The sequence below is a fragment of the Kitasatospora sp. NPDC059577 genome (genome assembly GCF_042735475.1).
Lineage (GTDB): Bacteria > Actinomycetota > Actinomycetes > Streptomycetales > Streptomycetaceae > Kitasatospora.
In genome coordinates, this window is the sequence record NZ_JBHWBZ010000020.1 from 116,618 (window position 1) to 129,859 (window position 13,242).

The window sequence follows — 13,242 nt, forward strand, 5'->3', positions numbered from 1 at the left end:
CGGGCACGGGCACCCCAGGCACAGGCACCCCAGGCACAGGCACCCCAGGCACAGGCACCCCGGGCACCGGCAACCCAGGCCCGCCGCCCGCGGGAGCCCCTGCCCCGCACGCGGGCGCTCCGGGTGCGGAAGCTGCGGGAGCCGCCGGAGCCGCCACCATGGCCGCCGGCGCCGTGCCTCCGGGCGTGGGTGCCCCTGGGCCGGGTGTTCCCGTACCGGGGGTGGGTGGTGTCGGGCCGGCGCCCACGCCGGTGTAGCGCGCGTGCGCCGTACGGGTGAGGGTGGCGCGGCCGTAGGTCGTGACCGCTCGGGCGGTGACCAGGCCCTGGTGTTCTCCGGGCAGGGCGCGCAGGGTTGCCGTGCAGACGATGGTGGCAGCCGGGCGAAGTCGGGAGGTGTCTGCGCCACCGTCGCCCGGGCAGCGGGGTTCGGCCCCGGGAGCGAGGGTGTCGGTGATCCGCACGTCGGTCACCGGGGCTTGACCGTCGTTGCGCAGTTCGTAGCTCACCCGCACCTCGGCGCCGGCTTTCACCGCCGGTGTGCCGGGCCGGCCGTCGACCGTCACCGACAGCACCAACTCGTCTGTGCTTGGCCCGCCGTGGGGATGGGGGGCAGTCGAGCCGGCGGACGGCGGGCCGGCGGCGGCGCCGGCCAGCACCAGGCCGGCGGCAGCTGCGCACAGGGACAGTTTCCAGCCAGACATACGATCCAGTTATGACCCTGGGGCGGCCTGTGGCCTCCCGACACGCCTTCCGAGGGGTGTCGATCCGCACCGATCACACGACGGGGGTAACGGCCGCGAACGGGCGGTGGCGCGCGCGTCTGATGCCGGTGTACGCCCCGGTGCCGACCGGGGCCTACAACGTGCAGCAGGCCTCCGGGCACGGCGTCTCCGCGCCGAGGGCCGGGGGGCGGGGGCCGGGGCCGGGGGGGCGGGGGCCGGGGCCGAGGCCGGGCCGCTCCGGCCGTCGGCTCAGAGGCCCGTGTAGGTGAACTCGTCGGCCGGGCCGGTGGCGGAGGCGATTTCGCCGGCCGTCACGGTGATGTCCACCGTCTGGTCGTCATCGATCTGCAGGGGCGCGGTGGCGGTGAGCTGGGTGTCCGAGATCCAGGTGACCGACTTTGACGGCCGGTCCTTGAAGTTCACGCCGGCGTCCTCGGGGAAGCCCGATCCGGTGATGGTGACCGTGGTCCTCATCGCCGGCCCGCTGATCAGGTCGATACCGGTGACCACCAGGGGCACCGGCCCGTCGTAGGCGAACTGCCCGAGCCGCACGACGGGCGACGTGCGGCGGACGTTGGTGACCCGGACGTCCACGATGCCGACGCCGTCGGGCACCGTGGCGCTGATCCGGTAGCCGCCCACGCCGATGATCGGGTCGGGGCACGGGATGGGACCGAAGTCGAGAACGCTGCCCGGGGTGAAGCCGCTGCCCTCGATGACGACCGTGGAGCCGCTCGTGCCGAAGGCGGGACTGACGCCGGTCACCGTCGGCCCGGGGGCGAGCATGGAGGTCTGGAGCAGGCCGAGGTAGGTGTTGTCGGCGTGCTGGTAGGCGACTTGCCCCAGGAAGTCCGCCGACGTGCTGTTGACGAGTGCCGGGTCGTGCGTCGAGTAGTCCCCGTCCGACGGCACCTGCTGCCGCACCCCGGGCTGCACGTAGACGTTTCCCTTCGGGAGCCCGTCGAGGACGTCGCTGGCCCGCACCCGCACCGCGCTGCTCGTCGGGGAGCGCGTGGCCCCCGTGCGCGCGGCGCTGTCGGGAAACAGCCGCACCGCGCACCCCCTCGGTCTGCCCGGCGACCGCGAACGGGAGGTCGCCGGCCCGGGCTCGGCGGGGCTGCGCACCCGCGAGATCGCCGAGCGGCTGTTCCTCAGCCCCCGCACGGTGGAGACGCACCTGTCCCGGGTCTACCGCAGACTCGACGGCTCCTCCCGGCTCGCGCTGTCCGACCTCACGGGACAGAACAGCGGGCCCCCGACCCGCGTCAGGCGCGCCGGTCAGGCCCGCCGGTCGGGCACGGAGACGGTGAAGAGGCTGCGGAAGTACGAAGGGTCCACGCCCTCGTCGACCATCCGTCCCTCGGCCTCCACCCAGGCGTGCGCGCCGAACGGCGGGCGGGCGCGGACTCCCACCGCCCAGGTCGGCCAGGTGCCGCGCGCCCGGCAGAGCAGGACGGTCGCGAGCGAGCGCGGCAGGCAGCCTTCGAAGGCCGCGCAACGCAGGCTGACCGCGACGACGGCGTCGCGCGCCGCCTCCGCCTCGGCGTAGCTCGCCGGGCGGGCGCCCCTGCCGAGCCGGGTCAGCAGCGCGCGGATCCTGGCCGGCGACTTCCGGGCGATCAGCCTGGCCAAGCCCACCGCCACCTTGGCGCAAAGCTTTTGACTGATCGTCAGATTCGTTCCGGACCTGGCGGGCACCACCGCGTCGCTCATCTGGCCACTACCTTGAGCGCGACCAGCTTGGCGACCAGCCGCTCGACGTCCTGCCCGGCCCGGTCCGGTGTGACGTCGAAGGCGGCCGTCAGCCGCTCGGCGGCCTGTTCGACGGTGCCGCCGTCCACCAGCGCCCGGAAGGCCGTGGCTGCGGTCCCGTTGAGCTGGAAGTAGCGGCCGTCGCGGCCGTCCAGCAGCACGATGCCGTACTCGGTGACGGCGGTGGAGACGTCCGGGTGAAGCGCGAAGGTCATGCCGGTCTCTCTCGTCGTGGTCGGGCGGGCACGGCCCGACGGGGGCGGTGCAGGCGGGGAAGGGGCAGGCGGGCGGAACCGAGGTGGGCGGGCCGCGCTCAGCCCAGCCGGTCCCTGGCCCAGAGTTCGGTGCTCAGGGCGACGGGCATCCGCCCCCCGTGCGTGGCGCCCGCGTACGGGCGGCGGCACAGCTCGCGCAGCGGGGCCGGGTCGATCAGCCCCAGGTCCGCCAGCCGGGAGGTCTGCCAGATCCGGTCGAGTTCGAGCCGGTGCCGGGCGAAGCCCTCGGCGGCGATCATCGCGCCGTCGGCCTTGGTGCGCCGCTCCAGGAAGCGCCGGGGCAGGTCGGCGGCCATGGCGCTCTTGATCAGCGGCTTGAACTCCCATGGGGTGACGCGTTCTTCGGGCCGCACCGCCAGGCAGACCGCGATGACCCGGTCGTCCAGGAACGGGGAGGAACCGCCGTACCCGGGACGGCCGACCACCTGGTGCAGCGACCGGACCAGCAGTCCGGCGTCCTGGACCGCCGCCAGGTCGCTGTGCCGGCCGCGGCTCGGGGCGAGCGGCCGGGCGTGCTCGCCGGCGGCGCGCAGTTCGGCGAGGACCAGGTCCGACGCCTCGGGGGTCAGCCAGTCGGGGAGGGCCAGTCCGCCGCCCCAGTCGAAGACGCGGTTGCGGCGCCGGGCCCGGCCCGTGGTGAGCGCGTTCAGCTCGGCGGTGAACCAGGAGCGGTAGGAGCTGCCGTCGAGCAGGGTACGCAGCGAGGCCCCGAGGTCCAGTCGGCTGAGCAGGCGGATCGTGCGCAGTCGCCGCAGGGCCATCAGCGGGTGGCGGCGCAGCAGTTCGTGGTAGGAGGCGAAGTGGCCGGTCAGCGCCTGGTCGCCGCCCAGGCCGTCCAGGTGCAGGGTGGATCCGTGGCCGACGGCGAGTTCGCGCATCGCGTGCAGCCGGGGCGTACTGAGGACGGCGAGGCTGGGCTCGTCGGTGAGCGCCGTGAGGTCGGTCAGGCCCCCGAAGAAGCCCGGCACCTCGTCGCTCCCGAAGACGACGTGCCGGAGGTGGGGCAGTCCGGCGGCCGCGATGCCGGCCCAGTGGAGGTCGTCGTCGGCCTGGTCGTCGTTGGCCATCGTGAATCCGACGACCGGTGTGTCCTTGGCGGCCAGGGCGAGCAGCGAGGTCGAGTCCAGGCCGCCGGAGAAGTCGCCGGTCAGCCTGGTGGTGCGGGCGAGGCGGGCGCCGACGGCGGCGGACAGCTCGGTGTGCAGTGCCACCGCGGCGTCCGGGAGCGGGAGTTCGGCCGGCGGCGGTTGCCACCAGGGGTGCACCGCGGGTCCCCGCCCGTCGGCCGGCACCGACAGCCAGCTACCGGGCGGCACGGTCTCGACGCCCTTCCAGAGCGAGCGTTCGGGCAGCGGGTGCGGCAGGTTCTCCAGCAGGCGCAGCGCGAGGGCGCCCGGGTCGGGTTCGGGGCCGATCAGGTCGGCGAGCACGTCGGTCCGGTCCGCGGCGACGGTCAGTCCGTCCACGGTTCCGTGGCTGATCCTGCGCAGGCCCGAGGCGGTGCCCTGCACCCGCAGCCGTCCGCCCACCGAGGCGATCAGGTGGTAGCTGCCCGACCAGCGCAGCGACAGCCCGTCGAGCCGGGCGGGGTCGGTGATCCGTGCCGCCTGGGCGTCCAGGTCGGCCTGGGTGGCGGAGCAGATGCCGACGACGGCGAGGACGGTCTCTCCCGCTCGGGCCTGCAGGAGCTGTCCCGGGGGGATCCGGCCGGCCAGACAGGGCCGGCCGGATCGGTGCGACACGAGCGGCGTGGCATCCGGGGGAAGCCGGTCGGCGGCGGCGACTGCCCTCGGATGGTCCGGGAGGACCACGAAGTACTGTTCACCGAATTCCACCGGCCCTGCCCCCCTTGACGGATTAGCGCCCGCGCTCACTCACGGCGCGGATTTACCACCAGCTGCGCGGGATGCTGGTCACCCACGGCTCGCCGCCGACGAAACCCATGTAGCCGGTGTCCTCGGCGAAAGAGCCGACCTCGAAGACCTCGGGGGTCTCGTAGGCCTGGAGCTCGACGGTCTCCACGGACTTGTTCTCCATGACAATCTCCTCCCTCGTGATGCGAAACACGCCCGAGTGGGAATGAACGCTCGGAGAGCGTTCCCTGTTCGCGGGGGGATCGGCCTTGCCACGGCCGGGATCCGGGCGGTTCGGGGCGGCGTCGACCGTTGGCGCCCGACGCCGGTGAACCGTGGACCGGAGCCGGCTTCGGCCGATGTCCGGTCAGCTGTTGCACATTGCTGGAAGGACCATGAACGCACCCCCGTGACGGTCTCCCTGACGCAGGGGCCGACAGTACTCAGGCGGTCTTCGGCGGGCAACCGGCAAATTTGCCGGAGAACCCGGTTCCGGAGGCGCGGACGGGCGGGCCGGCCGTTCTCCGGGATTTCGCCGGGCGGGCGTCACGGTGGTTTTGTCGTGGGCGAGTTGGAGTCACCGGGGATGCCCGGATCCGGGTTCCCCGGGTTCGTCCGGTCGGCGGGTCGCGCGGCGCCGGATTGCCGCCGGGCGTCGCGGCCGGAGCCGCAGCCGGAGCCGGTCCGGGACCTCCGCGCCGGACGGTTCCCCGCACCCTGCTTCCCCACGCCCTGCTTCCCCGGTTTCCGCTCCCGGCCGTTCGCCCGGGCATCCGGGCATCCGGGCATCCGGGCATCCGGGCATCCGGGCATCCGGGCATCCGGAGGCCATCCACCCACTTGTCGCGCGTAGAAACGTTCTTCCGCCGTACGTCTGGCAGTCGCCCGGCACGGACGGTAGGGATCTGGTGGCGCTGCTACAACCTCAGCGCCCGACCTTTCCCATCCGTGGTCACACCGCCGGGCCACGAGCCCGGACGGTGGTCAGGAGGTAAGCCCCATGCGGAGCACCCCGATTCCCCGGACCAACCCGAGAGCGCCGCGCGTGCGCCGCCGGGCGTCGGCGGCGGCCTCCGCCGCGGCCGTGGTGGCGGCGCTGGTGGCGCTGCCCGGCGGCGTGGCGCAGGCGGCGTCGCCCGACGTCGTGATCAGCCAGGTGTACGGCGGCGGTGGCAACTCCGGTGCCCCGTACGCCAACGACTTCGTCGAGCTGTACAACCGCGGCACCACACCGGTGTCCGTGACCGGCTGGACGGTGCAGTACGCCTCGGCCGCCGGTTCGAGCTGGTCGCGGACCACCCTCTCCGGCACGATCGCGCCCGGCCACTACTTCCTCGTCCAGGAGGCCGCCGGGGCCGGGACGGGCGCCGCGCTGCCGACGGCCGACGCCACCGGCACGACCGCCATGTCGGCGACCTCCGGAAAGGTCGCCCTCGTCACCAACGGAACGGTGCTGACCTGCAGTTCTGGCTGCGCGGGCCTGCCCGGTGTGAAGGACTTCGTCGGGTACGGCAGCAGCGCCGGCTCCGCCGAGGGCTCGCCGACCGGCAACCTGTCGAACTCCACCGCGGCCCTGCGCGCGGGCGGCGGCGCCACCGACACCGACGACAACGCCGCGGACTTCGCGATCGGCGCGCCCGCGCCGCGCAACTCCTCCTCGACCGGCGGGGGCGGCGGCACCGGCGGCACCCGCATCCACGACATCCAGGGCGCCGCCCGCACCTCCCCGCTGACCGGCAGCGCGGTCAGCGCGGTGCCCGGCGTGGTGACGGCGGTCGGCCCCAACGGGTTCTGGTACCAGGACCCGCAGCCCGACAACGACCCCGGCACCAGCGAGGGCGTCTACGTCTACACCACGGGCGCGCCGTCGGTCGCGGTCGGCGACTCGGTCACGGTGAGCGCCACCGTCAGCCAGTACCGCCCGGGCGGCACCGGCGGCACCACCAACCTGTCGATCACCGAACTCACCGCGCCCACCGTCACGGTGGTCGCCCACAACGCGCCGCTGCCCGCCGCCACGCTGGTCGGCCCGGGCGGGCGGACACCCCCGTCCGCGGTCGTCTCCGGCGTCACCTCCGGCGACGTCGAGACCGCGGGGAACTACCGGCCCGCCACCGACGGCCTGGACTTCTGGGAGTCCCTGGAGGGCATGCGGGTCGAGATCGACGACGCCGCCGTGGTCGGCCCGTCCAACACGTACGGCGAGGTGCCGGTCGTCCCGCAGGGCAGCACCACCCGCACCGACCGGGGCGGCATCCTGCTGCAGGCGAACGACGGCAACCCGGAGCGGGTCGTCCTCGGGAAGGCGCTCGCGCCCACCCCGACCGCGAACGTCGGCGACACCCTGACCGGCCCCACCGTCGGCGTGCTCGACTACGCCTTCGGCAACTTCACCCTCCAGGTCACGGCGACCCCGACGGTCACCCCCGGCGGCACCGCCCCCGAGGTCACCGCCGCGCCGACGGCCGGGCAGCTCGCCGTCGCCACCTTCAACGTGGAGAACCTCGCCCCCTCCGACCCGCAGAGCAAGTTCGACGGCCTCGCGGCCGGCATCGTCGCCAACCTGCGCGCACCCGACCTGGTCGCCCTGGAGGAGATCCAGGACAACAGCGGTGCCACCGACGACGGCACGGTGAGCGCGACCCAGACGCTGACCAAGCTCACCGCGGCCATCACGGCGGCCGGCGGCCCCGCGTACTCCTACCGCGAGATCGACCCGGTCAACGACCAGGACGGCGGGCAGCCCGGCGGCAACATCCGCCAGGTGTTCCTGTTCCGCACCGACCGCGGCCTGTCCTTCACCGACCGCCCCGGCGCCGGGTCCACCACCGCCGACTCGGTGGTGAACGCGGGCGGCACACCGCAGTTGGCGTACTCCCCCGGGCGGATCGACCCGGCGAACGCGGCATGGAACTCCAGCCGCAAGCCGCTGGCCGGCGAGTTCCGCTGGAACGGCAAGCCGGTCTTCGTGATCGCCAACCACTTCAACTCCAAGGGCGGCGACCAGCCCCTGTTCGGCCGCTACCAGCAGCCGGCCCGCCCCTCGGAGAACCAGCGCCACGACCAGGCGACCGCGGTGAAGTCCTTCACCGACTCGATCCTGGCCGTGAACCCGAACGCCTCGGTCATCGTGCTCGGCGACCTCAACGACTTCGAGTTCTCGCAGACCGCCGACATCCTCACCGCCGGCGGCTCGCTCACCGACCTGCCGCGCACGCTGCCGCTGCCCGAGCGCTACACCTACGTGTACGAGGGCAACTCGCAGGTGCTGGACCACATCCTGATCTCCGGCGCCCTGGCGGCCACGGCGTACGACTACGACATCGTCCACATCAACAGCGAGTTCAGCGCACAGCTCAGCGACCACGACCCGCAGGTGGTGCGCATCCCGCTGCCGTGACGCTTCCCGCTCCGACGGTGCCGGTCGCCCCGCTCGCGGGGAGGCCGGCACCGGCCGTTCCGGGGGCCGGGTGCGCCGCTGCGCCGCTGCGCCGTCGGGCCGCGGGCGGGCGCGCGGCCCGGCTACTCCGGGAGCAGTTCGGCGGCGCGGTCGGCGACCTCGTGGTGCAGGGCGTCGCGCACCGCCCGGACGGCGGGGTGGGTGACCGCCTCCCGCCGCACGGCCAGGGTGATCGGCAGCCGGATGTCGACCTCCGCGGCGAGCAGCCGCCGCAGCCCGGACCGGCCGGTGAGGAAGGCCGGCAGCACGCCGATGCCGGCCCCCAGCCGGGCCGCTTCGAGCTGGGCGAAGACGTTCGTCGAGGAGAACGCGGGGGTAATGCCGGGCAGGTGGCGTTCGATGTCGAGGTCCCCGACCTGGAGCATCGACTCGATGTAGAAGACCAGCGCGTGGTCCCGCAGGTCGGCGACCGTCGCGGGCGACCCGCACCGCGCGAGGTACTCGTCGCTGGCGTACAGCCCCAGCGCGTAGTCGGTGAGGTGCTCGGTCACCAGCCGGCTCCGCGGCGGCCGGCCGATCGCCAGGGCGAGGTCGAAGCCGGCCGGGCGCAGGGTCAGCTGCCTCGTCGCGGTGACGAGTTCGACCTGCAGTCCGGGATGGTAGCGGCGCAGCCGGGCCAGCGCGGGGGTGACGACGCGGGTGCCGAAGCCGTCCGGGGCGCTCACCCGGACGGTGCCGTGGAGGGACGGCGCGTCCTGGCCGGAGACCACGTCGACCACCTGGACCAGGGCGTCCTCGATCGCGCGGGCGCTCTGCGCGACGGCCCTGCCGGCCTCCGTGAGGACCCAGCCCTCCGCGCCGCGCTCCATCAGCCGCACACCGAGGCTCCGTTCCAGCGCGCCGATGCGACGGGACACGGTGGTGTGGTCCACGCCGAGCGCGTCGGCCGCGGCCACCAGGCGCCCGGTACGGGCGACCGCGAGCAGGTAGCGGAGGTCGTCCGCGCGGAGCCGCCGCGGGTCGAGCGTGCCGCCGCGGTCCGCGCGCGGCGCCGTCGGCGGCGGGGACGGCGGCAGTGGCGGCGGGGCCGGATCCTCGCCACCCACCGGGCGGGAACCGGAGTGCACCCGAGCAGGGTATCTGCATTTCCGCACACCGCGTCTGCGCGATTGGCGATTGAACGCACAACTCGCGGGCGTCACAGTCGAACCCGCCCCGGCCGGAGCACCCCGACCGCCGCTCCCCCACCGTCGAGAGGTCCTCCATGGTTGCCAGCCTTTCCCTGCCCCGGATCCTGCGCGTCGGGCCCGGCGCCGCCGAGGAGTTGGGCGACGTCCTCGCGGGGCTGGGGCTGAGCCGCCCCCTGCTCGTCACGGACGCGTTCCTGGTCGGGACCGGCGCCGCGGAGCGCCTGACGGCGATCCTGCACGAGGCCGGCCTGCACCCGCGGGTGTTCTCCGACACCGTGCCCGACCCGACCACCGCCTCACTGACCGCCGGCCTGAAGGCCCTGCGCGAGCACGAAGCGGACTCCGTCGTCGGATTCGGCGGAGGAAGCCCGATGGACAGCGCCAAGGCCCTGGCCCTGCTCGGCGTGCAGGGCGGCCACATGCGCGACTACAAGGCACCGCGGGTCAACCACGGCCCCGCCCTCCCGGTGATCGCCGTCCCCACCACCGCCGGCAGCGGGTCCGAGGCCACCCAGGTCACCGTCATCACCGACAGCGCCACCGACGAGAAGATGATGTGCCTGGGCCCGGCCTTCCAGCCGCTGGCCTCCGTCGTCGACGTCGACCTGACCCTCTCGATGCCGCCGCGGCTCACCGCCGACACCGGCATCGACGCCCTCACCCACGCCGTCGAGGCGTACGTGAGCCGCAAGGCCAACCCGTTCACCGACAGCCTCGCCCTCGCCGCGATCGACGCCATCGGCCGCCACCTGCGCCGCGCGTACGTGGACGGCTCGGACACCCGGGCCCGCGAGGCCATGATGCTCGCCGCGACCCAGGCCGGCATCGCCTTCTCGAACTCCAGCGTCGCACTCGTGCACGGCATGAGCCGCCCGATCGGCGCCCACTTCCACGTCGCCCACGGCCTGTCGAACGCCATGCTGTTCCCCGAGGTGACCGCCTTCTCCGTCCACGCAGCTCCCGCCCGCTACGCCGACTGCGCCCGCACCCTGGGCGCCGCGACCGCCGAGGACGCCGACGACACGGCTGCCGACAAGCTCGTCGACGCCCTCCGCAAGCTCTGCCTCGACCTGGAGGTGCCCACGCCCCGCGTCTACGGCATCGACCGGGCCGTCTGGGACCGCCTGACGCCCGTCATGGCCGAGCAGGCCCTGGCCTCCGGTTCGCCCGCCAACAACCCCGTCGTGCCCACCGCCGAGCAGATCCGGGACCTCTACGCCCGGATCTACGGCTGAGCGCCCACGCCGACGCCCACGACCGCGGCTTCGGGTCCGCGAATTCGGGGCCCCGGCCGCCGGGGGGCCACGGCGACTGCCGGCCCTGGTCGTCGACCAGGGCGAGGTACTCCACCCCGTCGTTCTCGAACGGGTTTGCCCATGGGCGTCCCGTCGGCGACCGCCGCAGGGGCGGTGGCCCGCGCCGGAGCCGCGGACCGGTCCGGCGGGGGCGGACCTCGGGCGGCACCGGGGTGACGACGCACCGATGTGACGGTGCGTCGGAGTGACGGTGCGTCGAAGTGACGGTGCATCGGGGTGACGGTGCATCGGGTATCGGTGCGCCGGTGCGTCAGCGGAGTTCGGCGTGCTCCGGACCGGGGGTGAGCAGCCGGGTCAGGCGGTCGGCGGAGTTGTCCCAGGTCCACTCGCGAGCGGCCCAGCGGCGGCCCTCGCGGCCCATCGCGGCGCCCTCAGGGGTGGTCAGCAGCCGGATGACGGCCCCGGCGACAGCCTGGACGTCCCGGCCGTCGACGACGGTACCGGTACGGCCGTCGAGCACCGCGTCGGGGGCGCCGCCGGAGTTCCCGACGACGACGGGCAGGCCGCTGGCGGCGGCCTCCAGGTAGACGATGCCGAGCCCCTCGGCCTCCAGCCCGGCCCGGCGGGTGCGGCAGGGCATGGCGAAGACGTCGGCGGCCGCGTAGTAGGCGGGGGTCTCGGCGTGGCTGCGGCCGCCGACGAAGACCACGGAGCCCGCCGGGAGGCGGGCGGCGAGCTTCCTCAGCCGCCGCTCGTCGGGGCCCTGGCCGACGATGAGCAGCGCGGCCTCCGGAACGGCCCGGCGGATCAGCGGCAGGGACCGGATCAGCATGTCCTGGCCCTTGCGGGGCACCAGGCGGGCCACGCTCAGCACGATCCTGCGGCCGCGCAGCCCGTACCGGTCGCGGACCGCCCGGCCGCGGTCCGCGGTCGGTTCGGGCCGGAAGGCGGCCGGGTCGACGCCGGGCACGAGCCGGCTGAGACCGGCGTGCGGGCCCAGCGCCGGGGCGATCCGGGCCCTGGTGTACTCGCCGAGGTAGGTGACCACGTCGACGCCGTCGCCGACCCGTCGCAGCAGTCGGCGGGTCCCGGGCACCCGGGCCCACCAGATCTCGTGGCCGTGGGTGGTGGCGACGATCCGTCGGACGCCGGCCCGGCGCAGCGCGGGTGCCATCGCGGCGAGCGGGGCCGCCGCGCCGAACCAGACGCGGTCGCAGCCGTGTTCGCGGACCAGCTGCGCGGCACGCTCGGAGACCCTGCGGGTGGGCAGCAGGGTGCGGGCGGGGTCGCGGACGACCGGGAACGGCAGGCGGGCGTCGAAGGCGGCGTCGCCGGGTTCGGAGGAGGTGTAGACGACCACGTCGTCGCCGGGCACCCGGGTGGCCATCGCGTGCACGAAAGTCTCTATGCCGCCCTGGCGGGGCGGGAAGTCGTTGGTGACGATGAGTGTGGTGCTCACGTGGCTGCCTTTCTCGGGCTCCCGGCGGGTGCCGGGGGTGTCATGCGGTGAACAGGTGGGTGCGGGTGTCCGCGCTGGTCCCGGCGGTCTCGGTCCCGGCGTCCGGCAGACACGGCGGGTCCCGGCGCACGGGCCGGATGGCGGCGGTGCGGCGTTGGTACGGGTGGGCGCGGGCCGGCGGCGGCCGGGGCCTGCGGCTCGGCCGCCGGGCGTCCGAGGGGCCGACCGGTGGCGAGCCGGGCCCACACGGCGAGGAGCAACGGCAGGGCGAAGTAGCCGAACCGCCCCGCGGGGGCCAGCAGGAAGGCCAGGCAGAGGCCGGTGGCGAGCCGGTCGGCGGCGGCGACCAGGCTCCGGGGCGGCCGGACCAGCAGCGAGGCCGCCACCGCCGTCCCGCCGCACACCAGCAGCAGGACGGCCGCGCCCCAGCCGGCCGGCCCCAGGTCGGCGAGCAGCCGGCCCGGCATCGGGCTGGTGGCGGGGGTCGGGACGGCGCCGCGCCCGGTCGGGAAGAGGAGCACCTGCTCGACCAGCGGGCCGGGCGCGACCAGGAGCGCGGGCAGGATCAGGGCGAGCGTGCCGCCGGCCCACACGGCGGCGCACCGGACGGCGGCGCGGCGGCCCGGTCCGGCCGCGAGCAGCGCGACGGCGACCGCGACCGCGGGCAGGGCGGTCCACTTGAGGGAGCAGGCGGCGGCGAGGGCGAGTCCGGCCGCGACCGGCCGGTGGCGGGCGGCGAGCGCGAGGGCGAGCGCGAGCAGTCCGGTGAGCGGAAGGTCGACGCCGCTGACGCACAGTGGCAGCGCGACCAGCGGGGAGGCGGCCAGGACGGCGATCGCGTGCCCGGCGCCGAGCGGGCGGTCGGAGCCGGCCGGGGCCGCACCGCGGCGAAGGACGGCGTGCGCGGCGACCAGGCAGGCCACCAGGGCGGCGGCGCACCACAGCCGGGGGTCGCCGGCCAGCCGGGCGGGGGCGGAGCCGTCGCCGAACAACCGGGCGGGCATGCCGAACAGCGTCATGCCGGGCAGGTACGGGTTGTAGTCCGTCACGGCCCGCGGGTCGGTGAGGTAGGGCGTGCCGTCGTGCAGCAGGGTCGCGGCGGAGCGTTCGATCACCAGGGCCTCGCTCTGGGCCCGACCGGTCGCCAGCAGGGCGGTGAGCGGGACCAGGACGGCGCCGGCCAGCGCAAGGCCGACGGACAGTGCGCGCCGCCGGCGGGTCGGCAGCCCGCCGGAGCTGTATCTTATACACCTCGGACGCTTCCGACGACTATATATTTTTATATATCTGTTTTAGAAGGATCATTAAAAAAGGGTTGGTTTGGTTTGGGTTG

10 protein-coding genes and 1 pseudogene are annotated in these 13,242 nt (G+C 74.6%); 3 read left to right on the plus strand and 8 right to left on the minus strand.

Annotated elements, in window-relative coordinates; translation table 11 throughout:
• Nucleotides 1-973: 973 nt before the first annotated feature.
• Nucleotides 974-1,777 (minus strand): IPT/TIG domain-containing protein, encoded by an 804-nt coding sequence (locus ACFV0O_RS18390; protein WP_380342652.1) that lies wholly within the window; start codon nt 1,775-1,777, stop codon nt 974-976.
• Here ACFV0O_RS18390 and ACFV0O_RS18395 point away from each other — a divergent pair.
• Nucleotides 1,746-1,937 (plus strand): annotated as a pseudogene (locus tag ACFV0O_RS18395) (helix-turn-helix transcriptional regulator); the annotation flags it as partial. The gene ACFV0O_RS18390 and the pseudogene ACFV0O_RS18395 overlap by 32 nt on opposite strands.
• Nucleotides 1,938-2,002: 65 nt before the next feature.
• Here the strand turns inward: ACFV0O_RS18395 and ACFV0O_RS18400 are convergent.
• The 4 genes from ACFV0O_RS18400 to ACFV0O_RS18415 form a co-directional block, all read right to left on the minus strand.
• Nucleotides 2,003-2,362, minus strand: a complete 360-nt coding sequence (locus ACFV0O_RS18400; protein WP_380342654.1) for a lasso peptide biosynthesis B2 protein — start codon at nt 2,360-2,362, stop codon at nt 2,003-2,005.
• A gap of 71 nt (nt 2,363-2,433) precedes the next feature.
• Complete coding sequence (locus tag ACFV0O_RS18405) at nt 2,434-2,691, minus strand: lasso peptide biosynthesis PqqD family chaperone (protein WP_380342657.1); 258 nt, start codon at nt 2,689-2,691, stop codon at nt 2,434-2,436.
• 98 nt (nt 2,692-2,789) lie between these two features.
• Nucleotides 2,790-4,586 (minus strand): asparagine synthase-related protein, encoded by a 1,797-nt coding sequence (locus tag ACFV0O_RS18410; RefSeq protein ID WP_380342660.1) that lies wholly within the window; start codon nt 4,584-4,586, stop codon nt 2,790-2,792.
• A gap of 52 nt (nt 4,587-4,638) precedes the next feature.
• Nucleotides 4,639-4,788, minus strand: a complete 150-nt coding sequence (locus ACFV0O_RS18415) for a keywimysin-related RiPP (RefSeq protein WP_360262657.1) — start codon at nt 4,786-4,788, stop codon at nt 4,639-4,641.
• An 816-nt stretch (nt 4,789-5,604) separates the two neighbouring features.
• Between ACFV0O_RS18415 and ACFV0O_RS18420 the strand changes: the two genes are divergently transcribed.
• Nucleotides 5,605-8,004: a lamin tail domain-containing protein gene (locus ACFV0O_RS18420; RefSeq protein WP_380342662.1), complete on the plus strand. Its 2,400-nt coding sequence runs from the start codon at nt 5,605-5,607 to the stop codon at nt 8,002-8,004.
• A 122-nt stretch (nt 8,005-8,126) separates the two neighbouring features.
• Here the strand turns inward: ACFV0O_RS18420 and ACFV0O_RS18425 are convergent, their stop codons facing one another.
• On the minus strand, nt 8,127-9,131 hold the full coding sequence (locus tag ACFV0O_RS18425; RefSeq protein ID WP_380342665.1) for a LysR family transcriptional regulator: 1,005 nt from the start codon (nt 9,129-9,131) through the stop codon (nt 8,127-8,129).
• A 137-nt stretch (nt 9,132-9,268) separates the two neighbouring features.
• On the opposite strand from ACFV0O_RS18425, the gene ACFV0O_RS18430 reads away from it, so the two are divergent.
• Complete coding sequence (locus tag ACFV0O_RS18430; RefSeq protein ID WP_360262654.1) at nt 9,269-10,429, plus strand: iron-containing alcohol dehydrogenase; 1,161 nt, start codon at nt 9,269-9,271, stop codon at nt 10,427-10,429.
• Between the two features lie 331 nt (nt 10,430-10,760).
• Here ACFV0O_RS18430 and ACFV0O_RS18435 read toward each other — a convergent pair whose 3' ends face one another.
• Both ACFV0O_RS18435 and ACFV0O_RS18440 read right to left on the minus strand, forming a co-directional pair.
• On the minus strand, nt 10,761-11,909 hold the full coding sequence (locus ACFV0O_RS18435) for a glycosyltransferase family 4 protein (protein WP_380342669.1): 1,149 nt from the start codon (nt 11,907-11,909) through the stop codon (nt 10,761-10,763).
• Entirely contained in the window at nt 11,906-13,024 is a 1,119-nt protein-coding gene (locus tag ACFV0O_RS18440; RefSeq protein WP_380342672.1) for a glycosyltransferase 87 family protein, read from the minus strand. Before ACFV0O_RS18440 ends, ACFV0O_RS18435 begins: the two co-directional genes overlap by 4 nt.
• Between the last annotated feature and the right edge of the window lie 218 nt (nt 13,025-13,242).